A 25,711-nucleotide genomic window follows, 5' to 3' on the forward strand; every position below is an offset into this window, starting at 1 on the left:
TCTTGCCCCATACTCCATGCCACCCTCCCCCTTGAGGGGAGGGCAAGCAAAGCTTGGCGCGTAGCGCCTAGCGGCGCTCGGGAGGGGGTTGCCTGGCTGACTGTGACTGCCTGACTACTCAGCCCACTTGATATCCCGCAACACCAGCCCCTCGATGGGCGAGTTCTGCCACATGCCCGTGAGCTTGGCGTTCCACACGCCGGTCTGCGGCAGTTCGAACAGGTAGCCGTTGACGGCGTCGTTCGCGAGGATCGTCTGCGCCTCAATGGCCAGTTCCTTGCGCTTGGCGTCGTCGGTCGTGCCATTGAGGGTCTCGATCAGCGCCTGGAACTGTGGATTGTCGTAGTTGAAGTAGTAATCGGGGTTGGCATAATTGCCAATGTCGAACGGTTCCACATGGCTCACGATGGTGAGGTCGTAGTCCTTGTTGGTGTAGACGTCCTCAAGCCACTGCGCCCATTCGACGTTGATCAGCTCCAGCTTGATCCCGACTTCAGCGAACTGGCTGGCAATGATCTGGCCCGACAGGCGGGCATAGGCCAGCGGCGGAATTTTCAGGGTGGCGCTGAACCCATCGGCAAGACCCGCTTCGGCCAGCAGCGCCTTGGCTGCGGCGACGTCATGCGGATAGGTCGCGGTCAGGTCGACATAATAGGGATTGTGCGGCGCGAAGTGGCTGCCGATCGGCACGCCATAGCCATAGGTGGCGCCATCGATGATGGCCTGGCGATCAAGGGCATGCGCCATAGCCTGGCGCACCTTGATATTATCGAAGGGCGGCTTCTTGTTGTTGGTCGAGAGGATCGTCTCGCCCTCGGTCGTGCCGACCAGGATCTGGAACTGCGGATTGCCCTCGAAAACGGCGAGGCCTTCCTGGCCGAAATTGTTGGTGCCGTCGAGGTCACCTGCCAACAGGGCGTTGGTCAGCGCGGCGGCGTCGCCGACGAACACATAGGTCGCCTTGGTCAGATGCGCCGGCTCGCCCCAATAAGGGCCGTAGGCTTCCAGAATCACCCGACTGCCCTTGTCCCACTGCACGAAGGCAAAGGGGCCAGTGCCGATGGGCGTGGTGGCATTGTTGTCGGCGCTTTCGGGCGCCACGATCACTGCGTCGCCGCGGCCGATATCGAACAGGAAGTTGCCGATGACACGGCTGAGCTTGAGCTCGACGGTAAGCGGATCGATCACCGTTACGCTCGCGATCGGCTCGTAGAACTCCTTATGCGCATTGACGCTGTTCTCGGCCAGGATGCGGTCGAAGGTGAACTTGACGTCTTCGGCGTCGAACGCCGTGCCGTCATGGAAGGTAACGCCGTCATGCAGCTTGAATGTATAGGACAGGTTGTCTTCGGAGATGGTCCAGGATTCGGCGAGGCCCGGCTGCACGGCACCAGTCTGGTCGATGCGGGTCAATCCCTCGAACACATTCTGATAGACCACGATGTCGATGGCTTCCGCCGCCCCGGCGGTCGGGTCGAGTGCCGGGGGCTCCAAAGCCACGCCAACCCGCAACTCGGTCGGCTGCGCCATGGCCATGCCGGCCGCAACAGTGGTGAGCGCCAGTGCCAGCCCGAAAGCCTTGACAGTCTTGTTCATCGTAATCCCCGCGCCTCGGCGCATTTTCGCGCCCGTTGGCCCCAACATATAGGGGAGCCTCACTAACATGGCAGCGCCCCAGCCTGTTATACTTTCCTACGATCGCCCAGTCGCGTAGCAAGAATAACCGGCACCAGCCCCGCCAGGACGATGAACAATGCCGGCAGCGCCGCCTGGGCAAAAAGTCCGACATTTGCGCGCGAGTAGACCAGCGTGGCGAGGGTTTCGATTCCGAGCGGCCGCAGCAGCAAGGTTGCCGGCAGCTCCTTGACGATTTCGACGAAAACCAGCGTCGCAGCACTCAGAATGGCTGGCATCAGGGTCGGCAGGTCGACCCGGAACAGCAGTCCCAGCCCGCGCTCACCCAGCACCCGCCCGGCATCCAGCATGGCATCGCCGCGCTTCCTCATCGCCGCGTCCAGCGTCGAGTGGCTGACCGCGAGGAAGCGGATGGCATACACATAGAGCAGGGCCACCATCGAGCCGCTGAGGATCAGTCCGGGCCGCCAATCCATCAGCGCCATGGTCATGCGGTTGAACCACAGGTCCGCTTGCCCCAGCGGCTGCAGCAGGCCGAGCGCCAGGACCGTACCCGGAATGGCATAGCCCAGGGTGGCGAGCCGGATCGCGCCCTTGCCCGCGGCGCCGGACCGATGCGCCAGCTTGGCCGCAAACAGCCCGGTGATGACTGTGATCAAGGCGCCCAGACCCGCCAGCGTAACCGTCGGCACCAGCGCCGCGATGGTCATGCTGACCGTCTCCGGCAGGACCAGCCGGAAGGCCAGGTACGTCAATTGCCCGACCGGAATGCCGAAGCCGCAGACCAGCAGCAGCAGGCAGAAGCCAAACGCCAGCCAGCGCCGCCCGCCCGCCAGCGTCTCGCGCGCCGGCGCGACACGACTGTCACGCCGTCCGAGATAGACCCGGTCCCGCCGCGCTCGCTGCTCGGCCGCAATCAGCAGCCCGATCACCAGCACCACCGTCACCGCCAACTGCGCAGCGCCGCCGAAATCGGAGCGGTTGATCCAGGTCGAATAGATGATCGCCGTGATGGCGTTGATGCCGAAATACTGCACGGCGCCAAGATCGTTGACGACCTCCATCATCGCCAGCGTCACGCCCACCACCAGCGCCGGCCGCGACAACGGCAGCGTCACGGTGAAGAAGGTCCGCATCCCACCTGCACCGAGCGTCCGCGCCGCGATGTTGAGCGAGGCCGACTGCATCAGGAAGAAGGCCCGGCAGGCGACATAGACATAGGGATAGAGCACGCTGGCCAGCACCAGCACGGCGCCCAACGGGCTCTTGATGTCGAAGAACCAGTATTCCGTGCGCAGGTTCGCTCCGTTGAGGGCGCGCAGTGCGCCTTGCAGCGGGCCGGTAAAATCAAGCACCTCGACATAGACATAGGCCGCCAGATAGGTCGGCACCGCCAATGGCAGCACCAGCGCCCAGTCGAACAGCCGCCGCAGCGGGAACTCGTAATGCGTCACCAGCCAGGCCGCGACCAGCCCTACGCCGCCGGTCAGCAGTCCCACCGAAACCATCAGCAGGCCCGTTTCGCGCAGGGCGGTGGGCAGCATGTTGGCGCCCAGCCCGTTGCTGCTTCCGATGGCCTGCAGCGCCGACCATCCCAGCCAGGCAATGGGTAGCCCCATCAGGCCCGCCAGCAAAAGCGGAACGACCGGCAGGGCGCGCGCCCTGCCGGTCAACACTGTCCGGACCTCCTGGTCGGTTGCCAAGCGGGCGGCCTAGTCCTGCGGGCCTTCGTTGAACTTGAGCTCGTCCACCAAAGCTGCGGCAGCGGCGCGATTGGCGGCCACTTCGGTCAGCGGCACGGCGGAGGCCTTCAACTCACCCCAGCTCAGCACCAGTTCGTTGATCGGCGCGCTGGCGACCACCGGGAATTCATAGTTGGTGTCGGCATAGATCGACTGTGCTTCGTCTGACAGCAGGAAGGCGATCAGCGCATTGGCATTGTCGATGTTGGGCGCATACTTGGCGATGAAGCCGCCGGCGACGTTGACCTGGGTGCCATCGGTTTCGGCGTTCGGGTAGATGATCCGGGCGGAGTTGGCCCAGTCCTTCTGCTCCGGCTCGGCTTCGTTGTTGAGCATGGCGCCCATGTAATAGGTGTTGACGATCGCCAGGTCGCAGGTACCGTCGAGGATCGCCTTGACCTGTGCGCGGTCATTGCCATCGGGGGCGAAAGCCAGGTTGTCGCGCACCTTGGTCAGCCATTCGCGGGCCTTGTCCTCGCCATTGACGGCGATGTAATGCGCGATAAGACCGATATTGTAGGCGTGATCGCCCGGACGGGTGCAGATGCGGCCATTCCACTCGTCGGAGGCCAGGTCTTCATAGGTCAGCGCGGTGGCGTCGACACGGTCCTTGGACACGTAGAAGACGCGGCTTCGCAGCGACAGGGCGGTCCAGTTGGCGTCGTCGTCGCGGAAGGCTTCGGGCACGCGCGCCACTAGGTCCGGCGTCGTGATCGGCTGGGTCAGGCCCTGCTCTTCGGCACCAACCAGATTGCCGATATCGACCGTCAGCACCACGTCGGCTGGCGACAGCTCGCCCTCGGCAGCGACGCGCTCCAACAGGCCATCACCGGCATAGAGCACATTGGCCTTGATACCGGTCTCTTCGCTGAACTTGTCCAGCAGCGGCTGCAGCAGGCTCTGCTCGCGATAGCTGTAGATGTTTACTTCGCCACTCTGGGCGAAAGCGGGCATGGACAGGCCCAGCAGGGTAACCGACCCCAGCAGGGCGGCGGTGAAGGATGTGGTCTTGGACATCGGACTCTCCCAGATGATGCGGATCTTGCGGCGCCGCTCAGATGTCAGCGTTCTTCACTCTTGTTTGCTGTGAGTCAAGATTACTAAGCGATATCAATGGGTTGAAGTCTAGAAGCATTCAAATGTGCGCGGTGGAACATCAGCAATATCAGCCAATTAGCTGACTTTTGAAATCGACTTTACCGGCCTGCGACAAAAGTGCCGCGTGCACGCAGACATCAGCTATTCCGCGATGCTGGCGGGTTTTTCGACGAGGTCGGCCGGGATGACCAGCGTGAACAACAGGCCCTGTTCGCCGGCCGGATCCACCGAGAGCGAGAAGGCATTCACCGCCAGCAGCGACCGCGTCAGCGCCAGCCCGACGCTGGAGCGCACCGGGGCCAGCATCTGCCCGTCCCTGCCGATGCCGTCGCGGAACACCACGAAGCGCTCGGCCATATCCACCGGATTGGTCGAACTGTCGCGCACATGGATGGCGATACCGCCATCGTCTTCGCGCTGGGCCGAGATGACCACCGCGCCCCCGGTCGGCGTCTGGTCTATGGCGCTGGCCAATAGGTTCAGCACTGCCTGCGCCAGCGACGCCCGGTCTGCTGTGACCCGGGGCAGGCTCTCGGAGATAGCGTTGCGCACGAAGACGCGGGCGCTGCTCGCCTGCTGGCGGATGCGCACGACGCAGCTTTCCAACAGCGCCGTCAACTCGATGCTGGCGCGTTGCGGCAGGTAGCGGCCATCGCGCAGCCTCGCGTAGTCTTCCAGCTCATCGACCAGCGCTGCGATTTCCTGCCCGGCCGTGCCGATATCGCGCGAATAGCTTTCGAGCTTTTCGGCATCCACGCTGCCCGACAGCAGCATCTCGGAAAAGCCCATGATCGTGTTGAGCGGTCGCCGCACGCCGCGGCTGATCCGACCCAGCAGCGCCGGATCGACATCGGCCTGGCTGGCAATCCGTGCCGGCGCCGTGTCGCGTCCGCGCACAAAGCCGAAATAGCCTGTGATCACCCCGGCCTGCCCCTGCGCAAAGATGGCGATTTCGGCGCGGCCCGATGACGAACGCAGCGTCAGGGCCGGCCGTGCCGTCTCCGCAAAGCGCGCCGGCCGGTCGAGGAATTCGCGCAGGGCCGGTACGTCACCAGTGGCGATCATCCCGCTCAGCGGCTTGCCTTCGAGCGGTCCATCCTGCCCCAGCAGGCTCGCCGCCTTGGGCGTGATGCTGCTGATCACGCCAGTGCGCGTTGCTTCAAAGAAGCCGTCGCCGCGGATGTCTGCAAGCGCCTGGGCAAAGGCGTTGACCGCCTGCTCATGCCCGGTTCGCACCTCGGTGGCGCTGGCCGACAGCATCAGGGCAGGGCGTCCCTGCCAGGAAATGGACTGCAGCCGCGCCGTCACCGGCACCAGCGTACCATCCTGCTGCACCAGGTGATTGACCGGCCCGGCATCCTGCCCATCGGGGCCGCCCGCCGGGAATACCGCGGCCAACCCGGCGGCGCGCAGCTTCTCGACAGATTCGTAGCCCACCATTTCGGTGACGGCGCGGTTGGCAAAAAGAACCTGCTGGTCGCGGAACACCAGGATGCCAAGCGGGAGCCGGTTGAGCACCAGCGTCTCGCCACCCAGATTGATCAGCGCCGCACTGCGTTGGGGTTCGCTGACCTTGGGCACGGTCTGGTTGGTCTCGCCAACCCGGTCGTTGAGGATGCGCGACAGCTCGTCGAAATTGTAGCGCGATACGCGCTCGACGGCTTCGGCATCTGGCACCGTTGGCGCGACCTCGGGAAGTACTTCCTCGATCAGGGTATCATCTACCGGAGGCTCGAAGCCGCGTGCCTCATCCGTCGGCGGCGTAGTTTCGTCGACCGGAGCATCCAACGCGGCAAGGTTCGTCAGGTCGGCCTCGGCGAGGGTTGCCTCGATGGGCTCGTCATCCGCCGCGCTGATCGGCTCAAGCGCAGGGGTCTCATCGGCTAGTGGCGTCGTCTGGAAAACCGGGGCATCCAGAGCGGCGAGGTCCGGCAAGTCTGCCTCGGCATCCGTCTGCTCTTCAGCATATACCTGGTCGGGCACGAAACCACGCCCCGTCACCTGAAACATCCCGCTGCTGCTAACGGCCGGCGGCAGCTCCAGGGCGATCGTGTCGTCTGCATCCGTCAGTGGCGCATAGAGCGCGTCATTGGTCGCGAGTCGGTCCACCAGTCGGCTGAGGCGGCTGGTGGAAGGTTCGGAGTCCGTAACCGGCGGTGTCTGCGCTTCTGTCTCGTCGATAGGCGTTGCTGGCTCGTCCTCGTCGGCGGCCACTAGCGACATGGTCGGCCTGGCTTCCACCGTATCGCCGTCGGCGGCGCGCCAGCTTTCCAGCTCCCGCGCATAGGCGCTTTCATCGGCGGCAATCAGCTCATCGACGCTGGTCGGCTCCGGCTCGGGAGGCTCCGGCAGATCGGGCGTCGCAAGGTCTTCCGCATCAGACCAGGCGGCGACATCCTCGGCCGTCGGAACAGTCGCGGCTTCATCGGCAGGCGCTTCCGTAGCCGGAGCGTCGTGCTCGACTGTTTCCACTTCGGCGAATTCTGCTGGCGTCTCGGCGCTGGGTGCAGCGTCCACCGCAACGACCTGCGGATTGTCGCCGCCCTCGACCGGAGCCTCATGGGTCACGTCATCGTCGGCGGCCTGCAGGATATCAGCCGCGATCGGGTCCACCCCGACGATCAGCAGCACCGGCTGCCCGTCCTGCCAGATCAGCGGCGTCGTGGCACAGGTGCTCGAGGCCGGCTTGTCGCCCGCCAGAAACTGGATTCGCGCCAGACTGGTCCGACCCGGCGATCCCAGCCTTATATTGCGCGAGACCTGCCCCTTGATCGGCACGGCGGGCTGCGCCAGCTTCAGGCCGTGCTTCTTGAGCTTGGCCAGGAACAACCCCGCGGCGGGATTCTGCCACAGCAGATGTTGACCATCCTGCGACCACAACCAGGCCGGCCGTGGGTCTGCGGCATGCTGCAGCACGCGGCGCGCGCTTGGCGATGTGACCCAGTCAGCGTCCATATACGGTCGTCGTCTCCGTTCCGGTGCGGCACCATATCGTGCCATTCCGGCACAATTGTCCCGGGAACCTTAAGGTTTCTTCAATATAGGGCGGGCGCCGCACGGTCCAGAGCGCGGCAAGCCATCCGGCCTTGCATCGGCGCGCATGGTTAAATGCCAATCCTTGGCAAAACGTCACGACGGCTGGTTTTCAACAGCTTCGGCTCGCTGGGGCGGCAGCGGCGAAACGCGCAAAATCGGTGCTTGTCATCCCGGAATTCTCGACCTATGTTCCGCCCGCTTTCGGGACGAGGCACTTGCCGTCCCCGATGAAGCATTTGCCGCCTTAGCTCAGTTGGTTAGAGCGCTAGATTGTGGATCTAGAGGTCCCCCGTTCAATCCGGGGAGGCGGTACCACCTCCCCCGGATTTATGGATCACTGCGCTAGACGCAGTGCGCTGAGGTCGTCAGCAATGTCCTCGAACACGGCCTTCAAATCACCCGGAGTCTGAGGAAAGAAGGCGCGGTCAGGCGTGCTGGCACAAGCAGTCAGCATAGCCTCCACCACGGCGCGGGTACTTTGCACCGCCTGGGATGTCGCCAAGCCGATGACATAGACGGTGATGCCCGCAGCCTTGGCATTCTCGCAGGTCTGGGCTGTCCGTGTGTTCATCTGCGTGACCAGCGTTGCGTTGTTCGAGCTGATACTGCCTTCGGCGCTACTGGTCGGGCCAAGGCGCTCGATATTCCCCCCACTGGTAGAGGTGGCCGTGGTGTTCCGCGAGTTGTACGGGAAGCCATAAGCGGAGTTGTAACAATTGCCGTTGAGATTGCGCTGTGCGGCACCGCAATGGGTGCTTAGGTTGTAGGCCGTGTTCTCGCCATCAGTCATGATAATCATGACCTTGGAGGTGGCGGTGTCGAACTCATCACCTTCGTCGAAGGGCAGGGTTGGCGACAGCACCCTGAAGCCCCAAGTGGTTCCTTCGTGTATGTTTGTGCCACCTTCTGCAATCATGCTTGAGATGGTGCCTTCGACGACATCCGGATCGTCGGACAGCGGCAGGATAGCGGTGCGGGTGCAATCTGCATTGGGGCCGGACGAGAAGTTGCTGCTGAAAGACTGGCGGTACTTGCAGATGCGCTCCTGCAACTCGCGATTAGAGAGACCATTCGGGATGTAGCTATTGCAGTAACCCTGACGGGTCTGGACGCTGGAATTGCCTGACCAACCGGTGGTGTAGGTTATGCCGCTTCGGCAGCGACAGCTTGGCGGACGGTCCCCGTAGTAGGCCCCACTATAGAGGGTGTTGCTGCTGAAGTTGGTGGGCCCCGACGGTGTGCCTGCAATTTGTGATGCGCTGCTCCAGCCACTCCAGGTGCTGGTGCGCTGTTCGGTAATCGTGCATCGAGTGTTGCCCTGTGCCGGTCGGTCGCAGATTGCCGGCGAGTCCGAGACATAGCTGTTAGTGCCCACCCCATCCACCATGTCGGGGGAGAACATCGGCACATAGAGGTTGTTTCCGCCGGAGGGCAGGCTGTCGTCGGTGTCCAGGTATTCAGTGGTGAGGGAGCCCGTCTTGATATGGGGGCGCGCCTCGACGCATCCTCGCCATGCTTCGCCCGTGGCGGTAAACATCGCGGCACGTGTGGGCACGGACGAAGGACCCGAAGTGGCGGGCAGGGTAGTTTCGTCGTCATCGGTATCGAAATTGTCGGTTGCCGTTACCGACGAATTGCTTTGGTCGATCCAGGAGGCGTTGGCATTGCCCGCACCCACATTCACGAACATCGTGAACGGCACGACCGCAACGCGTACGTCATCGACGAGTTCTGCACCGGCTGCCGGGATGCAGGTGTCGAGGTTGCTCGGATCGTCCTGAACAGCATCATAGAACAGGATATTGGTCGCACAGTTCGCTGCGTCCTTCAGGAACTGCATGCGCTGGCGCGTGCCACTGGCACCTGCGCCTGTGAAAGACATCGATCCCGAGTTATCGAGGACAAAGGCCACCTCGAGTTCAAGCTTCTTCCGGGTGGCTTCCGACTGGAGCGTAGCGCTGAGTTCATTCACGCCGACCAGAGATACGAAGATCGTCGGCATTGTGATGCGGGCCCGCAGAAACAGCGAGCCATCCTCGACATTGATCTCGGGCGGTTCGTCAATATCAGCTGTCCCGCCCCACTCGAGTTCGCCATTCGCCAATTCCAGGCGCTCGCGTAAAATATCCTCTGCAAGTCCCCGGAGGTCTTCGGCGGTGTATGTTGTCTCGAAGATCTCCGGCTGCAGCGCCAACGCCGCCGCATCCAGCGCTATCTGCGCGCGATTGCGCATCTGCTCGAGCGATACATAATCGACCACTGCGCCGCCCAGCGCGATGAGGACGATCGCCATCAGGCCGAACATCACCGCAAAGACGCCGCGCTCGTCGCGCCCGAAGTGCCCGATCAAACCGATGAAACGACGCATGACGCAGGCACCCATAGGCTGGCAGCCCCGGTTCGGAGCGAGCCTGAGTGTCGGTGAAAATCCTTATTAAAGGACAACTACCTTCGTATAAAGTTTGACGCGTTCGTAGAGGTCGATCACATCGGCGTTAGTCATGCGGATGCAGCCTGAAGAAACGTTCTGGCCAATACTCCAGGGCTCGGTCGTGCCGTGAATACGGTAGAGCGTCGAGCCAAGATAAAGCGCGCGGGCGCCCAGCGGATTGTTCGGACCACCTTCCATGAAGCGCGGCAATTCCGGCCGGCGGCGCAGCATTTCTGCTGGCGGCGTCCAGCTCGGCCACTCCGCCTTGCGGGTAATCTGGTGCGTGCCGCTCCATTCAAAGCCGTCCTTGGCCACGCCGATGCCGTAACGCAGCGCCCGACCGCCACCCAAGACGAAGTAGAGGAAGTGCGCCCCGGTATCGACCACGATCGTGCCGCTGCGCTCATTAGTCTGATACTGCACCACCTGGCGCAGATACACCGGGTGAACCTGCATATTGGCCTGCAGCGCCAGTGCATGCCGCGGATTGCCCTCAACCACGTTGACGCCGGGCGGGGGTGCAAAGCGCCAGCCGGGCTGCAGACCCTGGGCCATGCCAGGCACGATTGTCGAAACGGAAAGCACCAGCGCCAGCAGACCCCTGGCGGCCATCATCTTGCCCATCGTCACACATCCATTGCATGCCGGCACGCTGCCGGACCTTGCGATGGACTATGCGTGAAAATGGCCAATGCCCCGTCAACCGGCATGGTTAAGCCATTGATGCGGCTGATGGTTACCCAGGCGTAAAGACCTAGAGGAACACCGAATCGTCGCCCGACACCATCTGCGCCTGCCCGAGCACGCGGCCCAGTGCCGTCCCCAGTTGGTCAGTGGTGAACGGCTTGACCAGCACTTCGTTGACGCCCAGCTCGCGCGCCCGGGCGACATTGTCGCGGCTGGCATAGGCGGTCATCAGGATCACCGGCGTCGCCTGGGGCGCCCCAAATCGCGGATCGCGCAACACCGTCATCAGCCCGGCGCCGCTGACATCGGGCATGTACCAATCCATCAGCATCAGGTCGAATGGCCCGCTCATCAGCGCCAGGATGGCCTCGGCGCCGCCATCGGCCTCCACGATCTCGCCAACGCCCAGCTTTCTCAGGCTGGCGGCTGAAATAGCGCGGGCATAGGCATTGTCGTCCACGACCAGTGCGCGCAGGCGTCCCGGAATAATCAAGGCGTCCCGTCCTCGAAAATCGATGCCGCTTCAAGCCACGGCGGCTGTCGTCTCAACCACTGCTGACAATTATTGTCGCTGCCCGATGCAATTGGCTGAGCGAGGCAATAAGCATTCCCACGGATCGAATAGAGAAAGTCGCCCGCCAATGTCAAATGAGTCGGCACTCGATACACTGCCGCGTTGCCCGTGGCCGGGTGACGATCCGCTCTATCGTCATTATCACGACCGCGAATGGGGCCGTCCGGTCACATCGGACACCAGGTTGTTCGAGAAGATTTGCCTTGAAGGTTTCCAGTCCGGCCTCTCCTGGATCACCATCCTGCGCAAGCGCGAGCGCTTCCGCGAAGTGTTCCACGGCTTCGATATCGCCAAAGTCGCCGCCATGGACGAGACAGACATCGAGCGTCTGCTGCTCGATGCCGGCATCATCCGCCATCGCGGTAAGATCGCCGCCACCATCAACAATGCCAAGCGTACGCTGGAGCTGCAGGCCGAGTTCGGCTCGCTCGCCGCCTATGTCTGGCGCTTCGAGACCATGCCCGAGCATCGCCCCGACGACCTCAGCTGGGACAACCTGCGCAAGCTGGCCCAGACCGAAGCCTCGGTCCGCCTCAGCAAGGATCTGCGCAAGCGCGGCTTCAACTTCGTCGGCCCCACCACCTGCTACGCCTTCATGCAGGCCATGGGCCTGGTCAACGACCACATCCACGGCTGCTTCTGCCGCGACGAGGTTGAGGCCGAACGCAATGCACTGGTTCGGCCTGTCCGCTAACCTGTTGCCGATGCGCCACAAACGGCGGCACGTGCGACACGGCGCCACATCTGCGCTTGCGGATCACGGAATCGCGAGCTACACACCGATCGTCCAAAACCGCCAACCTGAGGGAGGCATCTACATGACAGTCATGTTCGAACTCCGCCAGGGGCCCACCGTACGACATTGCCGCCAGGCCTGAGGCCTCGCCTCTCTCGTCGCCACTGACACTTCGGTGTCACGGACATCCCTAGCTCCCCAACCGTGATGGTCTGACCCGGGTCGTTCTGCGTCCCGATTCCGCCATCCACCCCCAAACCAACAGAGGCCGGTCCGCGTCTTGTCGCGCCCGGGAACCGTCATGTCTTACAATATGCCTTCCGAGGGCAGCATCGTTCTGCGTCTCGAATTCTCCATCGCCGATGCCGTGCACCAGCGCGGTCTGTTGTCGGTGCTCGGTTCGGCCATCAGCGCCTGGTGGAACCGTCCGCGGCTGCCATCGAGCTTGCCTGCCTATCTGCGGGCAGACCTGGGCCTGCCGCCGGTCGCCGAATCTGCCCATTGGCTCGACGTGCCGAGCCATTCCGGCATTCCGGAGCCTCTGCGGAGGCCCGGCATGTAGTCCCCACGGGGGAGGCCGATTGCCATCGATCTCCCCCGTCGCCGGATGAGTCGCATCAAGCGCTCACCAAAATCAGAAGGCCGGTGCACAGTCGCCGGACAAAGCTATGTCGCTTTATGCACTCGACGAGGGCAATGCCTCGTTGCGCCTTGAATCTCACGTCACGAAGGCCGTCCATCACCACGGCGTCTGGCCTGTTCTGCGCGTCGTCATCCTTGCCTGGTGGAACCGTCCGCGGCTGCCGCCAGACCTGTCTCCACGGCTGCGCGCCGATATGGGCCTGCCGCCCGATACCAGGCCGACCTACTGGCCGGAACCTTCGGCCAATCCGCAAGTGCCGCCGCCCATGTGGCGGCCGGGCCTATAGCACCACAGGGGCCGGGAGAAATCCCTTCTGGGTGGGGGTCGGAGGGGGTGGCGTCAGCCACCAGTTTATCCCTCTTATCCCCGCCCTCCAATTTCCGCCTATCATTGCCGCATCGCCCCGCCAGAGCGCGATCATGACGAGTGATGAGCGGGAACGAATGCCGGGGAGTTTGGGTCGCCAGACTCCCGCATGGATGCTGACCACCAGCCGGACGGGCAGTGCAGGGTTTGCGGGGCTTGAGTGCCTTGCCTGCACCGTCGGTCTCAACCCCAGAATGATGGGTGGCTGCTCGATGCGTGTGCGAAAAATCCCGGCGCGATGGCGAGACTGCGGCCTCATCATTTCTATCGCCTACCCCCGAGACCGTGGTCTCGCCATTGCCGGTCTTTCAGGCCGCCCGGTTTCGCCGCGCGGGGCTTTGGCATGCCCGGCTTCTCGGGTTGTTTCCAACACCCCGATCCGCTAACAACACCGCGACTTGAAGGACTGCCAGATGACCGAAAAGACCAAGCTGATCGCCCCGCGTCTGCCACGCGGTTTCGAAGACCGCACGCCCGGCGAAATCGCCGCCGTCGGCGCCATGATCGACAAGATCAAGGCGGTCTATGAGCGCTATGGCTTCGACCCGGTCGAAACGCCCCTGCTGGAGCTCACCGAGACCCTCGGCAAGTTCCTACCCGATACCGATCGACCCAATGCCGGCGTCTTCTCGATTCAGGACGACGACGAGCAGTGGATGAGCCTGCGCTACGACCTCACGGCGCCGCTCGCCCGCTATTTCGCCGAGAATTTCGAGGCGCTGCCCAAGCCCTACCGCTCCTATCGCCAGGGCTACGTCTTCCGCAACGAAAAGCCCGGCCCGGGCCGCTTCCGCCAGTTCATGCAGTTCGACGCGGATACGGTCGGGGCAGGGGGACCGGAAGCCGACGCCGAGATGTGCATGATGATGGCTGACGTCATGGATGCGCTGGGGCTGGCGGGGAAGTATGTCGTCAAGGTCAACAACCGCAAGGTGTTAGACGGCGTGCTCGAAGCTGCCGGTGTCACCACCGATGAGCAGAAGCTCACTGTGTTGCGCGCGGTCGACAAGCTCGACAAGTTTGGCTCAGAGGGCGTCAAGTTGCTACTTGGAGCGGGCCGCAAGGATGAGAGCGGAGATTTCACCAAGGGCGCGGGTTTGGATGCGCCTTCCATCGATCGCATTTTGAAACTTACAGAAAGCGTAAATGGCAGCGATTCTGAGAAGCTCTTTATGTTGTACGGCGCCGTTGCCGGGTCCGAGCGGGGCACGAATGGGGTTGCTGATCTCGACGTGATGCGCGAGTTGTTTTCTGCCGCCGGCTACGGCCCCGACCGCATCCGCATCGACCCCTCCGTTGTCCGTGGCCTCGAATATTATACCGGCCCGGTCTTCGAGATCGAACTCACCTTCAAAGTCCAGAACGAGAAGGGCCAAGACGTGGTCTTCGGTGCCGTTGGTGGTGGCGGCCGCTATGACGGCCTCGTCTCCCGCTTCCGCCGCGAGCCGGTTCCCGCCACCGGCTTCTCCATCGGCGTTTCCCGCCTCGCCAATGCGCTCAAGCTCACCGGCAATCTCAATGCCACCGAGCCAACAGGTCCGGTCGTCGTCCTCGTCATGGACAAGGACCAGACGGCCTCCTACCAGGCCATGGTCTCCGAACTCCGCAAGGCCGGTATCCGCGCCGAAATGTTCCTGGGCAACACTAAGAACTTCGGCAAGCAGGTCGCCTATGCCGACAAACGCAACTCGCCCATCGTCATCATCGAAGGCAGCCAGGAACGCGAACAGGGCATCGTGCAGATCAAGGACCTGATCGCCGGCAAGCAGGCCGCCCAGGCCATCACCGACAATGCCGAATGGAAGGCCGCAAGGCCGGGCCAGTTCGAGGTGAAGCGCGACGAATTGGTGGCCGCTGTGCTGAAGCTGCTGAGCGAGCAATGATGCCCCGCACATTCCCCACCCACGATGTCATCCCGGCGAAGGCCGGGATCCATGTCCGGCAGACTGCCCCGACCGCGGCGTTGTGGATGGTCCCGCGCATGGATTCCGGCCTTCGCCGGAAGGACCCGGTGGGTGGGGTAGATATGTCGTGTGATTGGTCGCCGATATACCAGTCGACACCCTCCCCCTCTGTGGGGCTTCGAGCCGGCCGACAGGCAAAATCGCTCCGGCGGAGCGATTTTAGGCGAGAAGTCCATAAGAGCTTGCTCGAATGGCTGGATCAAGGGTGGGGGGTGGTCCCGATATCGGGGCTCCCGCACCCCCTCCCAGCTTCCCCCATCAAGGGGGAGGTGCCGTTCGGTGCCTGGGCACGATCTCGCCTCCTATCGGGTGCAACCCCATGACCGGCGCCGCCCTCCGCCGCGCCAATCTCGAAGCCCTCGTGGAAGCACAGGGCGCCAATCGCGCCACGCCGCCGCTACTGCTTTCGGCCGACCCCTATTTCGACCTGGCCGGCGAAGAGTTCGGCCGCCGGCTGCTGTTGACCACTGACAGCACCGGCGCCGAATACTGCCTGCGCCCCGATTTCACCCTGCCCATCGTCGAGGCCTATATCGCCGATGGCGTGGGCCGACCGGCTGCCTTTTCCTATCTCGGCACAATCTTCCGCCAGCGCGAAACCGGCGCCGCAGAGTTTGACCAGGCCGGTATCGAACTGCTGGCCCAGCCGGATGGCGATGTCGCCCTCGATCAGGTGCTGACCTTTGCTCGGGCCGCCTGCTCCATTTTCGGCGTCAGTCCAGATGTGCGCCTCGGTGGTGTTGGTCTCTTCGAGGCTCTGCTGGTCCAGGCCGATATGCCCGATGCCTGGCGCCCCCGTATTCGCAACCGCTTCGGCCACACCGAAGCGCTCGATCGGCTGCTGTCGCGCCTCGAAGCCGCGCCCGATGCCGAGCGCCGGAAGCAACCCGGCCGCAAGGCGCTGGTCGACGACGTGACCGAGCAGATGGTCGCCGCCGGTCTCAGCCTTTCCGAAGGCCGCACGCCCGACGAGATCGCCGATCGCTATCTCGAGCAGCAGGCGCTCGACGCCGCGCATGTGCCTGCCGCAACGCTCAAGCTGCTGCGCGATTACCTCGCCATCTCCGGCCCGGTGCTGCAGGCGCTGACCCAGGTCGAGGCCCTGGCCATCAGGCACAAGCTGATGCTTGGCGCGCCGATCCGCGCCATCCGCCGTCATCTCAATGGCCTGGGCGAAAGCCGCGTCAGCTTCGACGCCAGCTTCTCCCCCCGCCTCGACTATTACACCGGCATCGTCTTCGAAATGACCGGCCCCGGCGGCGAAATCCTCGCCTCGGGCGGCCAATACGACCGCCTGCTCGAACGCCTCGGCGCAACAGCGCCCATCGCAGCTTCCGGCTGCTCGGTCTGGGTCGATCGCCTCGAAGCGGAGGTCGCGCCATGACCGGCATCACACTTGCCGTCCCCTCCAAGGGCCGCCTCGAGGAACTTACGCGCGAATGGTTCGCCGCCAACGGCCTAGTGATCACCCGCCCCGGCGGCGCCCGCTCCTATCTCGGCGCCATCGAGGGCATGCCCGAGGTCACGGTGCGCTTCTTCCCGGCCTCCGAGATTGCCCGCGAACTGATCCGCGGCACCATCGACTTCGGCGTCACCGGACTCGACCTGATCCACGAGACCAGCGAAGCGGGCCCGGCTTCGGTCTCCATCGCCAAGCCGCTGGGTTTCGGTGCTGCCGATGTTGTCGTGGCCGTTCCCGATGCCTGGATCGACGTGACCCACATGCACGATCTGGCCGACGTCGCCTCCGACTTCCGCAGCCGCCATGGCCGCTGGATGCGCATTGCCACCAAGTACATCACCATCACCCGCCAGCACTTTGCCCTCGCCGGCATCGCCGAATACCGCACGGTCGAAAGCCTGGGCGCTACCGAGGCGGCGCCGGCGTCCGGCGTTGCCGATATCGTGGTCGATATCACTTCGACCGGCTCGACGCTGTCAGCCAACGGCTTGCGCGTGCTTGAGGATGGCGTAATGCTCAAGAGCGAAGCCTGTCTCATCGTCTCGCGCACCGCCGCGTTCTCGCCGAGACGCCGGAGCCAGCTGGATGCGGTGCTGGCCCGCCTGGGAGTGTGACAATGAACGGCGACGTTCTCGAAAGCCTGCTCATTATCGGCGCGGTGGCGGGTGTCATCATCATCTTGTGGAGCGCCCAACGCAAACGCCCCCGCCGCCGGCAATCCGGTAATGGCGATAGCTCTTCGTCGACGCCCGACAATGACGCCGGCGGCGATAGTGGTGGCGGAGACGGCGGCGGTGGCGGCGACTGAACCGCCATTGCCACTGATCCCCGATTCACGGCAGAAGGCTGTGATATGGCCTTGGGGGGCACATTGGCCGCACCGCTCGAACTGACCATCCTGATGCCCTGCCTCAACGAGGCGGAGACTTTGGCCGCCTGTATCGCCAAGGCGCGCAGCTATCTCGATCGTAGCGGCATATCAGGTGAAATCCTCATTGCCGACAACGGCTCCGATGATGGTTCTCAGGACATCGCCACCGCCAACGGTGCCCGCGTCGTCCCGATCAGCCAGCGCGGCTATGGTGCCGCCCTCGCCGGTGGTATTGCCGCCGCCCGCGGTCGCTACATCATTATGGGCGATGCCGACGACAGCTACGATTTCTCCAAGCTCGACGCCTTCGTGGCGGCCCTGCGCGAGGGCGCGGACCTGGTCATGGGCAACCGCTTTGCCGGCGGCGTCGCGCCCGGCGCCATGCCCTGGCTCCACCGCTATATCGGCAACCCCGTCCTGAGCTTTGTCGGTCGCCTGTTCTTCAAGACCCCCATTCGCGACTTCCATTGCGGGCTGCGCGGCTTCTCCACCGAAGCCATCCGCGCGCTCCAGCTGCGCACCACCGGCATGGAATTCGCCTCCGAAATGGTGGTCAAGGCAACACTGGCCCAGCTCGATGTGCGCGAGGTGTCCACCACACTCGACAAGGATGGCCGCTCCCGCCCGCCGCACCTGCGATCCTTCCGCGATGGCTGGCGCCACCTGCGCTTCCTGCTGCTGTTCTCGCCGCGCTGGCTGTTCCTCTATCCCGGCATTGCCCTGCTCTGGGTTGGCCTCGTCGTCGGCGCCATCCTGCTGCCTGGGCCGGTGCGCTATGGCCGAGTCAGCTTCGACGTCCACACCTTTCTCGTGGCGGCGCTCTGCATCATTGTCGGTCTGCAGTCGATTTCCTTTGCCGTCATCGGCCGCCGCTTCGCCTCACGCTACGGCTTCATTCCCCGCTCCGGCAGCTATGATCGATTGCTCGAAGCGCTGACCCTCGAACGCGTCCTGGCCGTTGCCATCCTCCTCATGCTGGCAGGCTTTGCCTCGCTCGTTTGGGGCCTAAGCGAGTGGGCCGAACGCGATTTCGGTCCGCTCAATCTCACCAGCACCATGCGTGCCGTCATCGTTGCCATGACCGCGATGGTCTGTGGCTTCCAACTGATGATGAGCGGCTTCATGTCGTCGATGATCAACATTCCCATCTACGAACGCCGCATCGCGGAACTGCCGCCAGCGGACGATCAGGACTGACATGCTCGATCCGATGATCCTTCTGGCGCTGGTCGGCGTCGGCATGCTGGCGGGCTTCGTCGATGCGGTGGCCGGCGGCGGCGGCATGATCGGCATTCCCGCGTTGCTTTTTGTCGGCCTGCCGCCCGTTTCGGCCCTGGCCACCAACAAGCTGCAAGGCGTCGTCGGCACCGCCATGGCCGCAGTCACATTCTGGCGGCGCGGCTTCGTCTCGCTGCGGGCACTGCTCCCGGCGATCGCCTTGACCTTCGCCGGCAGCCTGATCGGCGCCCTGGTGGTCAAACGCGTCGATGTCAGCTTGCTCGAAGTGGCCGTGCCGGTCGCGCTGATCGGCATTGCGCTTTACTTCCTGTTCGCGCCGAACCTGTCCGATTCAGATCGCACCGCCCGTCTGCCCTTCGCGCTCGCCGTGCCAGCCATCGGCTTCGCCCTAGGCTTCTACGACGGCATTTTTGGCCCAGGGACGGGTTCGTTTTTCACCATCTGCTTCGTGACACTGCTGGGCCTTGGCATCACTCGGGCCTCCGGCCACACCAAGGTGCTCAACTTCACCTCGAACCTGGCTGCGCTGGTGATCTTCATCCCGGCCGGCGACGTAGTCTGGCCTGCCGCCATTGCCATGGCCTGCGGGCAACTTGTCGGTGGTTATGCCGGCGCCCGCGCCGGTATCCGCTTCGGCGCCAAGCTCATCCGGCCGCTGGTGGTGGTGATTTCCATCAGCATAGCGGTCAAGCTGCTGTTTTTCCCGTGAGGAGGCGGGGGCGCGGACGCCCCCACCTGAATCAGGCCGCCGAGTCGAAGATCGACACGAGCTGCTCCAGCAAGCTCTGCTGCTGGGTCGTCTTGTAGGCAGTCTGCGCGGCAGAGAACAACGTGGTGGTCGTGCTGTCCTCGGTCTCATCCTCGGTCGCCGCAGCATCAGCCGGCGGCGGTCCGCCTGGTGGAGGGCCGCCTGGTGGTGGGCCACCCGGAGGCGGGCCACCGGCCGGCCGGTTTTCTTCCATCGCCGACTTGATCGTGTCCAGGAACTCCGAGCTCTCGGTCTCCGTGATCGAGCCGTCCCCGTCGGCATCGATCAGGTCGAAGAGCTTCTGCAGGGCCTCGCTGCCAACTTCGGAAGCGCTGTCCTCGCTGCCGAATTCTTCGATCGTCACCGCACCGTCCCCGTCGGTGTCGGTTTGTGCGAAGACATCGGCATTGGATGGGGTAGCCATCTGCTGCGTCATGAAGGCCATGGCCTGACGCTGGTCGGCCATGGCGGTATCGAACGTGTCCTTTTCCGTGCTGGTGACGCTGCCGTCCTGATCGGCATCCATCGCCTTGAACAGGGCTTCTGCCCGCTTGTCCGCATCGGCTGCTGACGTGCCCTTGGGCGCGTTGGCCTTGAGTTCATCCAGGGTCAGGCTGGAATCCGCGTTGGTATCCAGACTCTCGAAACTGGGGGGGCGGAAGGCGGGGCGCATCAACTGCGACGCCGATTGTCCTCCCGATATGCTGGAGATCGACATTGATTGGGGTCCTCATGCTGTCGTGACCGGATTATCCGGTCATCACAACAGAGTGTTCGGGTGGTTAACCCCGCCTTAACCAAGGTGTTCCGCCGCGTGATTTAATCTTGCGGTAATGCTCCTGTAATCTTTCGGAAAGGCTACTGGGCCGTGTTGAAGGCGGCCTCGAGGGCGCGCTGCGTCGCAGGGCCAAAGCTGCCGTCGATGGCACCCGTATAAAAGCCGTCGCGCTTGAGCATTTCCTGGATGGCGCGGCGATAGTTCGGCGAGGTGTCGGCGTTGCGGATATCGCCGAATTCGTCGAGGGCGACCTGCAGGCCATTGGTCAGTGCCAGGTAGGCGAGCTCGGCGGCGCGCTGTGTGTCCTTGCCGATCCCGTCGCCGTAGAGATAGCGCAGCGACAGCGACCAGTGGCCATTGGCGTCGCCGGCATCGGATGCCTTTTGGAACCAGGCAGTGGCTTCCTCGGCATCCTTGGCGACGCCGTTGCCGGCCAGGTACAGGTCACCAAGGGCATACATCGCATAGCCATAGCCATTGTCGGCGGCGAGGCGGAACCACTTCAGCGCCTCGGCATAGTTCTGCCGGACGCCGTCGCCGGCATTGTACATACTGCCGACATTGCTCTGGGCGGCGGGCAGACCGGTTTCGGCGGCCTTCAAGTACCAGTCAAAGGCTTCGCCAAAATCCTGGGCGACATGTTCACCACGGTCATACATCAGGCCCAGGCGGTTCATCGCATAGGGGTCGCTGACGCTGGCAGCCAGCGAGTACATCTCGAAGGCATACGCATAGTCCGGCCGATCGGCGAAATAGGCGTCGTCGCCCTCATCAAGGATCTGCTCGAGATCATCGGGATCGTTGGGATCGAGCGAATTGTCCTGCTGGGTGACAGGCGGAGTGGTCTCGCCCTTGGTCTTGGTCTTCTGGGCAAAGGCATCGCCGGTTCCGGCCAACAAAACAGCCAGTAAAGTCGCCGCCGTCAACAACCCACGCATAGACATCGTCATCCCCTCAATCCAAATGCCGCAGGAGAAAATGAAACGTCACGGCGTTGCTGTCAAATAGTCTGGTCTGACAGTTTGATGTCAGTCGGCGTCGAGGCCCGCCGCCTGGCGCAACGCCGCGTTGATCCGGTCCTGCCAGCCGGGGCCGTCGTCCTGGAAATGCTCCAGCACAGCGCGATCGAGCCGCAGCGACACGGTCTCCTTGCCTTCGGGGATAGCTTTGGCCTTGGGGGCGTCTTCGGCTGGCTTGGTCGTCACCGCCTTGAAGGCGGCTTCGGCCTTGTCCATTGCGCTGCCGGTACGTCTAGGTGGTCTCATTGGTTCCTCCGCTATGCCGGCAGAGTAATCGCATGCGATTGCGCCGGGGATAAGAAAAAGGCGCAGTGTTTCCACTGCGCCTTTCCACGAAGTTCGTGACTGGGAAGAGACGAACCTCGAAGCTCTGGGTCAGACTTCTTAGAAGTCCATACCGCCCATACCGCCCATGCCGCCGCCGCCACCGCCCATTGCGGGAGCAGCGTCCTTGGGAGCCTCGACGATGAGGGCTTCGGTGGTGATCAGCAGCGATGCAACCGAAGCAGCGTCCTGCAGGGCAGTGCGAACCACCTTGACCGGGTCGATGACACCCATGGCGATCAGATCGCCATATTCACCGGTTGCGGCATTGTAGCCGAAGGTGATCGAAGCGTTTTCGAGGATCTTGCCGACGACGACGGAGCCTTCGGCACCGGCATTGTTGGCGATCGTGCGCACTGGTTCCTGCAGGGCACGCTTGACGATGGCAATGCCAGCGTCCTGATCGGCATTGGCGCCCTTGACCTTCATGGCGTTCGAAGCGCGCAGCAGCGCGACGCCGCCGCCGGGGACGATGCCTTCTTCAACAGCAGCGCGGGTAGCGTTCAGCGCGTCGTCGACGCGATCCTTGCGCTCCTTGACTTCGACTTCCGTCGAGCCGCCGACCTTGATCACTGCAACGCCACCAGCCAGCTTGGCCAGACGTTCCTGCAGCTTTTCCTTGTCGTAGTCCGAAGTGGTCTCTTCGATCTGCGCCTTGATCTGGCCAACGCGGCCCTGGATGTCTTCGGACGTGCCGGCACCATCCACGATCGTGGTGTTTTCCTTGGTGATCTCGACGCGCTTGGCAGTGCCGAGCATGTCCAGGGTCACGTTCTCAAGCTTGATGCCGAGATCTTCGGAAATCACCGAACCACCGGTCAGGATGGCGATGTCTTCGAGCATGGCCTTGCGGCGATCGCCGAAGCCCGGAGCCTTGACGGCAGCAACCTTGAGGCCGCCACGCAGACGGTTGACGACGAGGGTCGCGAGAGCCTCGCCTTCAATGTCTTCGGCAATGATCAGCAGCGGGCGCTGCGACTGAACCACAGCTTCGAGGATCGGCAGGATAGCCTGCAGGTTCGAGAGCTTCTTTTCGTGCAGCAGGATCAGCGGATCATCGAGAACCGCAGTCATCTTTTCGGCATTGGTCACGAAGTATGGCGACAGGTAGCCGCGGTCGAACTGCATGCCCTCGACGACGTCGAGTTCGGTTTCAGCGGTCTTGGCTTCTTCGACGGTGATGACACCCTCGTTGCCGACCTTCTGCATGGCCTCGGCGATCATGTCGCCGATTTCCTTCTCGCCATTGGCGGAGATGGTGCCAACCTGAGCGACTTCGGACGAATTCTGGATCGGAGCCGAAGCGGCCTTCAGCGCTTCGACGACCTCGGCAACAGCCAGGTCGATACCGCGCTTGAGGTCCATCGGGTTGAAGCCGGCGGCAACAGCCTTGACGCCTTCGACAACGATGGCCTGGCCGAGAACGGTTGCGGTCGTGGTGCCGTCACCGGCGATGTCGTTGGTCTTGGAAGCGACCGAACGCAGCAGCTGGGCGCCCAGGTTCTCGAACTTGTCTTCGAGTTCGATTTCCTTGGCGACGGTCACGCCGTCCTTGGTGATGCGCGGGGCGCCGAAGGACTTTTCGATAACGACGTTACGACCCTTGGGGCCGAGGGTCACCTTGACCGCATTGGCCAGGATGTTGACGCCGCGCAGCATCTTGTCGCGTGCGTCTGTAGAGAACTTTACTTCTTTGGCAGCCATGTGAGGCGCTCCTTAAAGTGTGGAATGGAAAGGACGACGGGGCAGTGAAGTCGCTTAGACTTCGACGATGCCCATGATGTCGGATTCCTTCATGATCAGCAGGTCTTCGCCATTCAGCTTGACCTCGGTGCCGCTCCACTTGCCGAACAGCACGCGATCGCCAGCCTTGACGTCGAGGGCGTTGATCTTGCCAGCATCGTCACGAGCGCCAGGGCCGACCGAGACGATGACGCCTTCGCTTGGCTTTTCCTTGGCGGTGTCGGGGATGATGATCCCGCCTTTGGTCTTTTCTTCACCGTCGAGACGACGGACGACCACGCGGTCGTGCAGAGGACGGAAGCCCATGTTTTGCTCCTATGGCAACATTCTGGAATGCAATTTTGGCACTGTTAGCACTCGCGATTGTAGAGTGCTAACAGGGTGAGGGGGATATATGGCTGAGGCCTCTGGGTGTCAAGGCAAGTGAACCGAAGTTTTGTCTCGCGCGTTGAGCCGGATCGATCCCAACCGTCTGATGGCAGGTAATTATGACGCGTCAATGTCTCGACAAAGATATCAAGATCACCCCGGCCAAGGGCCGCGTGCATGTCATCTTCGACGATGCCGAGATCGGCAGCTCGCTGAACGCGTTGGAGCTCGACGAGCCGGGCGCGCCATTGCGGGTCTATTTTCCGCGCGAGGACATCCAGCCTGGAATTCTGGAAGCCACCGATACGCACACCACATGCCCGTATAAGGGCGAGGCCTCGTATTACACGATCAAGACGCTGACCGCCGATGGCCCGGACCAGGTCTGGTACTATCCCGATCCGTGCCCGCTGGTGGAGCCGATCCGGGATCATCTGGCGTTCTGGGGTGATCGCATCGAAATTCGCTACTCCGAAGTGTAGGCGTGCCAGAGCGCCGCCTGGGTTGCGGTTATCGTGTGGTCGCATGCCCAAGAGGGCAGCGAGCGGACCCCGAGACGGCTTTCGCCTCTGGTAAAGTAAAAAGTGAGACGGAAGCCGTCTCGGGGTGCCGGTTTTTGGAACGTTTCCGGCGGCGGGTTGTCATAGCAACCCACGGCCGAAACGCGAACCTGTGGGAGAAGGCAAAATCCCCACCCGGCCCACCCCACCACTGTTCGCCTGCAGGCCGCCGTGTGGGGTGATGGGGCGGAGTGTACCTGAAGCTTTGGGGGCGGGGAGAAGCGGGATAAGTCGGAAGAAGGAAGGGTACCCCCACCTAACCTCCCCCTGAAGAGGGGGAGGGACAGATCGAGTTTGGCCCCTCGATACAGCGACGAACCACTGGGCGGGTTCCTCCCCCTCTTCAGGGGGAGGCTAGGTGGGGGTTCCTTTGCTTTTGTTTTCGCTGAACTGCAGACGACCGGTTACCGACCGCAACTTTCCCCCTTTCCCCGCGCGCCAACCTGCGCCATAACGCGGCCATGACCCAAGATAGCACCCTACAGATCAAGCTGCGCCTCAAGGGCGGCAGCGGCCCGAATGCCAACTGGCATTGGGAAATCCATGACGCCACCGGCAAGGTGATCAAGACCGGTTCGGCCGTTGGCCCCGAACACAAGGCTTTCGCCACTGCGCGCATCGCCAAGGAAAAGCTGGAAGCCACCAAAGGCTGACGCACCGGCGGGGCGCTGCGGCGGCCCGCACTTCCTTTCGTCCCAGCGACGAGACTGCCGTGACCAGTTCCCCCAATGCTGCCTCGACCGGCCCTGCTCAGCGAGCAGGCGGGCCTTTGCGCGGCATTGTGCTCAAGGTCGTGTCCGTGGGCTTTTTCGTGGTCATGGCCACATTGCTCAAGGCGACCGAGACGATCCCAGCGGGGCAACTGGTGTTTTTCCGCTGCCTATTCGCGATCCCACCAGTGCTGATCTATCTCGCGTGGCGTCGCCAGTTGCGCACGGCCCTGCACACGCGGGATCCGAAGGGGCACATCGTGCGGGCCTTCATTGGCGTTGCTTCGATGGGGTTGGGCTTTTTCGCCCTGACGCGCCTGCCGCTGCCGGAAACCACCGCCATCCAGTATGCTGCGCCACTGCTGATCGTGGTGTTTAGTGCTCTGCTCCTCAAAGAGCGGGTGCATCTGTTTCGCTGGACCGCCGTCATGGTCGGGCTGGTTGGCGTCGTCATCATTCTCTGGCCGCGCCTGACAGTATTTTCGGCCGGCACGCCGATGGACGATGCGACGACGATCGGCGCTCTCGCTGCCCTGGCCTCGGCGGTGCTGTCAGCCTTTGCCATGATGCAGGTGCGCAAGCTGGTGCAGACCGAGCGTACCGAGGCGATCGTCATCTACTTCTTCATCAGTGCTTCGATCCTGTCGCTGCTGACCGCGCCGTTTGGCTGGGTGTGGCCGACGCCGCAGCAAGCCGCACTGCTCATTGGCGCCGGCGTCGCGGGCGGGGTGGGGCAGCTGCTGATGACGTCGTGCTACCGCTATGCAGACATGTCTGTCATCGCGCCGTTCGAATATGTCTCGTTGATCCTGACCATCATCCTGGGCTTCGTCGTCTTCGCCGAGGTGCCGACGCTGACCATGATCATCGGCGCCAGCATCATCGTGCTGTCAGGCATCGCGGTGATCCTGCGCGAGCACTATCTGGGGCTGGATCGGGTCAAGGCCCGGGAAGCGAATACGCCTTAGCGCCACGC

Annotated in this window: 24 protein-coding genes and 1 tRNA gene; 13 read left to right on the forward strand and 12 right to left on the reverse strand. The window is 63.2% G+C overall.

The window, feature by feature from the left end; translation table 11 throughout:
• Positions 1-114: 114 nt before the first annotated feature.
• From IM737_RS17430 to IM737_RS17445, 4 genes are all read right to left on the reverse strand, one after another.
• Complete coding sequence (locus IM737_RS17430; protein WP_236896162.1) at positions 115-1,596, reverse strand: ABC transporter substrate-binding protein; 1,482 nt, start codon at positions 1,594-1,596, stop codon at positions 115-117.
• An 86-nt stretch (positions 1,597-1,682) separates the two neighbouring features.
• Positions 1,683-3,338 (reverse strand): ABC transporter permease, encoded by a 1,656-nt coding sequence (locus IM737_RS17435; protein ID WP_236896164.1) that lies wholly within the window; start codon positions 3,336-3,338, stop codon positions 1,683-1,685.
• 9 nt (positions 3,339-3,347) lie between these two features.
• The gene (locus IM737_RS17440) at positions 3,348-4,394 is read right to left on the reverse strand and encodes an extracellular solute-binding protein (protein WP_236896166.1); all 1,047 of its coding nucleotides are present in this window, start codon (positions 4,392-4,394) and stop codon (positions 3,348-3,350) included.
• Positions 4,395-4,616: 222 nt separating this feature from the next.
• The gene (locus IM737_RS17445) at positions 4,617-7,430 is read right to left on the reverse strand and encodes a sensor histidine kinase (protein ID WP_236896168.1); all 2,814 of its coding nucleotides are present in this window, start codon (positions 7,428-7,430) and stop codon (positions 4,617-4,619) included.
• A 319-nt stretch (positions 7,431-7,749) separates the two neighbouring features.
• On the opposite strand from IM737_RS17445, the gene IM737_RS17450 reads away from it, so the two are divergent.
• Positions 7,750-7,826: transfer RNA gene (locus IM737_RS17450), tRNA-His, on the forward strand.
• A 19-nt stretch (positions 7,827-7,845) separates the two neighbouring features.
• Here IM737_RS17450 and IM737_RS17455 read toward each other — a convergent pair.
• The 3 genes from IM737_RS17455 to IM737_RS17465 form a co-directional block, all read right to left on the reverse strand.
• Positions 7,846-9,879 (reverse strand): TadE/TadG family type IV pilus assembly protein, encoded by a 2,034-nt coding sequence (locus IM737_RS17455; protein ID WP_236896170.1) that lies wholly within the window; start codon positions 9,877-9,879, stop codon positions 7,846-7,848.
• A 66-nt stretch (positions 9,880-9,945) separates the two neighbouring features.
• Positions 9,946-10,497 carry a L,D-transpeptidase gene (locus IM737_RS17460; RefSeq protein WP_442874215.1) on the reverse strand — a complete coding sequence of 184 codons (552 nt, stop codon included), beginning with the start codon at positions 10,495-10,497 and terminating at the stop codon, positions 9,946-9,948.
• A gap of 199 nt (positions 10,498-10,696) precedes the next feature.
• On the reverse strand, positions 10,697-11,122 hold the full coding sequence (locus tag IM737_RS17465) for a response regulator (RefSeq protein WP_236896174.1): 426 nt from the start codon (positions 11,120-11,122) through the stop codon (positions 10,697-10,699).
• 148 nt (positions 11,123-11,270) lie between these two features.
• On the opposite strand from IM737_RS17465, the gene IM737_RS17470 reads away from it, so the two are divergent.
• From IM737_RS17470 to IM737_RS17510, 9 genes are all read left to right on the forward strand, one after another.
• Entirely contained in the window at positions 11,271-11,897 is a 627-nt protein-coding gene (locus tag IM737_RS17470; RefSeq protein ID WP_236896176.1) for a DNA-3-methyladenine glycosylase I, read from the forward strand.
• A gap of 343 nt (positions 11,898-12,240) precedes the next feature.
• Positions 12,241-12,501 carry a hypothetical protein gene (locus IM737_RS17475; RefSeq protein ID WP_236896178.1) on the forward strand — a complete coding sequence of 87 codons (261 nt, stop codon included), beginning with the start codon at positions 12,241-12,243 and terminating at the stop codon, positions 12,499-12,501.
• A gap of 106 nt (positions 12,502-12,607) precedes the next feature.
• Positions 12,608-12,868: a hypothetical protein gene (locus IM737_RS17480; protein ID WP_236896180.1), complete on the forward strand. Its 261-nt coding sequence runs from the start codon at positions 12,608-12,610 to the stop codon at positions 12,866-12,868.
• Positions 12,869-13,361: 493 nt separating this feature from the next.
• Positions 13,362-14,831, forward strand: coding sequence for a histidine--tRNA ligase (hisS, locus tag IM737_RS17485; protein WP_236896182.1), 1,470 nt, complete (start codon positions 13,362-13,364; stop codon positions 14,829-14,831).
• Between the two features lie 400 nt (positions 14,832-15,231).
• Positions 15,232-16,296 carry an ATP phosphoribosyltransferase regulatory subunit gene (locus IM737_RS17490; RefSeq protein ID WP_236896184.1) on the forward strand — a complete coding sequence of 355 codons (1,065 nt, stop codon included), beginning with the start codon at positions 15,232-15,234 and terminating at the stop codon, positions 16,294-16,296.
• Entirely contained in the window at positions 16,293-16,988 is a 696-nt protein-coding gene (gene hisG / locus IM737_RS17495; protein ID WP_236896186.1) for an ATP phosphoribosyltransferase, read from the forward strand. The genes IM737_RS17490 and hisG overlap by 4 nt, the downstream gene beginning before the upstream one ends.
• A 2-nt stretch (positions 16,989-16,990) precedes the next feature.
• Positions 16,991-17,182, forward strand: a complete 192-nt coding sequence (locus IM737_RS17500) for a hypothetical protein (protein ID WP_236896188.1) — start codon at positions 16,991-16,993, stop codon at positions 17,180-17,182.
• Positions 17,183-17,245: 63 nt separating this feature from the next.
• Positions 17,246-18,442, forward strand: a complete 1,197-nt coding sequence (locus IM737_RS17505; RefSeq protein ID WP_236896190.1) for a glycosyltransferase family 2 protein — start codon at positions 17,246-17,248, stop codon at positions 18,440-18,442.
• A 1-nt stretch (position 18,443) separates the two neighbouring features.
• A complete protein-coding gene (locus tag IM737_RS17510) occupies positions 18,444-19,193 on the forward strand; it encodes a TSUP family transporter (protein WP_236896192.1) in 750 nt (249 codons plus the stop codon).
• Positions 19,194-19,224: 31 nt separating this feature from the next.
• Here IM737_RS17510 and IM737_RS17515 read toward each other — a convergent pair whose 3' ends face one another.
• The 5 genes from IM737_RS17515 to IM737_RS17535 form a co-directional block, all read right to left on the reverse strand.
• Entirely contained in the window at positions 19,225-19,950 is a 726-nt protein-coding gene (locus tag IM737_RS17515; protein ID WP_236896194.1) for an EF-hand domain-containing protein, read from the reverse strand.
• Between the two features lie 140 nt (positions 19,951-20,090).
• Positions 20,091-20,960 (reverse strand): SEL1-like repeat protein, encoded by an 870-nt coding sequence (locus IM737_RS17520; RefSeq protein WP_236896196.1) that lies wholly within the window; start codon positions 20,958-20,960, stop codon positions 20,091-20,093.
• 78 nt (positions 20,961-21,038) lie between these two features.
• The gene (locus IM737_RS17525) at positions 21,039-21,275 is read right to left on the reverse strand and encodes a BrnA antitoxin family protein (RefSeq protein WP_236896198.1); all 237 of its coding nucleotides are present in this window, start codon (positions 21,273-21,275) and stop codon (positions 21,039-21,041) included.
• Positions 21,276-21,413: 138 nt separating this feature from the next.
• The gene (groL, locus tag IM737_RS17530; RefSeq protein WP_236896201.1) at positions 21,414-23,057 is read right to left on the reverse strand and encodes a chaperonin GroEL; all 1,644 of its coding nucleotides are present in this window, start codon (positions 23,055-23,057) and stop codon (positions 21,414-21,416) included.
• A 54-nt stretch (positions 23,058-23,111) separates the two neighbouring features.
• Complete coding sequence (locus IM737_RS17535; protein WP_236896203.1) at positions 23,112-23,402, reverse strand: co-chaperone GroES; 291 nt, start codon at positions 23,400-23,402, stop codon at positions 23,112-23,114.
• 182 nt (positions 23,403-23,584) lie between these two features.
• On the opposite strand from IM737_RS17535, the gene IM737_RS17540 reads away from it, so the two are divergent.
• From IM737_RS17540 to IM737_RS17550, 3 genes are all read left to right on the forward strand, one after another.
• Positions 23,585-23,947: a DUF427 domain-containing protein gene (locus IM737_RS17540; RefSeq protein WP_236896205.1), complete on the forward strand. Its 363-nt coding sequence runs from the start codon at positions 23,585-23,587 to the stop codon at positions 23,945-23,947.
• 539 nt (positions 23,948-24,486) lie between these two features.
• Positions 24,487-24,678, forward strand: coding sequence for a hypothetical protein (locus tag IM737_RS17545; protein WP_236896207.1), 192 nt, complete (start codon positions 24,487-24,489; stop codon positions 24,676-24,678).
• Between the two features lie 59 nt (positions 24,679-24,737).
• Positions 24,738-25,703 carry a DMT family transporter gene (locus tag IM737_RS17550; RefSeq protein WP_442874145.1) on the forward strand — a complete coding sequence of 322 codons (966 nt, stop codon included), beginning with the start codon at positions 24,738-24,740 and terminating at the stop codon, positions 25,701-25,703.
• Positions 25,704-25,711: the final 8 nt, after the last annotated feature.

Origin of the sequence: Devosia sp. SL43 (genome assembly GCF_021729885.1) — a bacterium.
In the GTDB taxonomy this organism is placed as follows: Bacteria; Pseudomonadota; Alphaproteobacteria; order Rhizobiales; family Devosiaceae; genus Devosia.

Bases quoted from the DNA above. Each gene is read 5' to 3' on its own strand.
- IM737_RS17430 (WP_236896162.1), bottom strand. From the start codon at position 1,596: ATGAACAAGACTGTCAAGGCTTTCGGGCTGGCACTGGCGCTCACCACT.
- IM737_RS17440 (WP_236896166.1), bottom strand. From the start codon at position 4,394: ATGTCCAAGACCACATCCTTCACCGCCGCCCTGCTGGGGTCGGTTACC.
- IM737_RS17445 (WP_236896168.1), bottom strand. From the start codon at position 7,430: ATGGACGCTGACTGGGTCACATCGCCAAGCGCGCGCCGCGTGCTGCAG.
- IM737_RS17455 (WP_236896170.1), bottom strand. From the start codon at position 9,879: ATGCGTCGTTTCATCGGTTTGATCGGGCACTTCGGGCGCGACGAGCGC.
- IM737_RS17460 (WP_442874215.1), bottom strand. From the start codon at position 10,497: ATGGCCCAGGGTCTGCAGCCCGGCTGGCGCTTTGCACCCCCGCCCGGC.
- IM737_RS17470 (WP_236896176.1), top strand. From the start codon at position 11,271: ATGTCAAATGAGTCGGCACTCGATACACTGCCGCGTTGCCCGTGGCCG.
- IM737_RS17475 (WP_236896178.1), top strand. From the start codon at position 12,241: ATGTCTTACAATATGCCTTCCGAGGGCAGCATCGTTCTGCGTCTCGAA.
- IM737_RS17480 (WP_236896180.1), top strand. From the start codon at position 12,608: ATGTCGCTTTATGCACTCGACGAGGGCAATGCCTCGTTGCGCCTTGAA.
- hisS (WP_236896182.1), top strand. From the start codon at position 13,362: ATGACCGAAAAGACCAAGCTGATCGCCCCGCGTCTGCCACGCGGTTTC.
- IM737_RS17490 (WP_236896184.1), top strand. From the start codon at position 15,232: ATGACCGGCGCCGCCCTCCGCCGCGCCAATCTCGAAGCCCTCGTGGAA.
- hisG (WP_236896186.1), top strand. From the start codon at position 16,293: ATGACCGGCATCACACTTGCCGTCCCCTCCAAGGGCCGCCTCGAGGAA.
- IM737_RS17500 (WP_236896188.1), top strand. From the start codon at position 16,991: ATGAACGGCGACGTTCTCGAAAGCCTGCTCATTATCGGCGCGGTGGCG.
- IM737_RS17510 (WP_236896192.1), top strand. From the start codon at position 18,444: ATGCTCGATCCGATGATCCTTCTGGCGCTGGTCGGCGTCGGCATGCTG.
- IM737_RS17515 (WP_236896194.1), bottom strand. From the start codon at position 19,950: ATGTCGATCTCCAGCATATCGGGAGGACAATCGGCGTCGCAGTTGATG.
- IM737_RS17520 (WP_236896196.1), bottom strand. From the start codon at position 20,960: ATGACGATGTCTATGCGTGGGTTGTTGACGGCGGCGACTTTACTGGCT.
- IM737_RS17525 (WP_236896198.1), bottom strand. From the start codon at position 21,275: ATGAGACCACCTAGACGTACCGGCAGCGCAATGGACAAGGCCGAAGCC.
- groL (WP_236896201.1), bottom strand. From the start codon at position 23,057: ATGGCTGCCAAAGAAGTAAAGTTCTCTACAGACGCACGCGACAAGATG.
- IM737_RS17535 (WP_236896203.1), bottom strand. From the start codon at position 23,402: ATGGGCTTCCGTCCTCTGCACGACCGCGTGGTCGTCCGTCGTCTCGAC.
- IM737_RS17540 (WP_236896205.1), top strand. From the start codon at position 23,585: ATGACGCGTCAATGTCTCGACAAAGATATCAAGATCACCCCGGCCAAG.
- IM737_RS17545 (WP_236896207.1), top strand. From the start codon at position 24,487: ATGACCCAAGATAGCACCCTACAGATCAAGCTGCGCCTCAAGGGCGGC.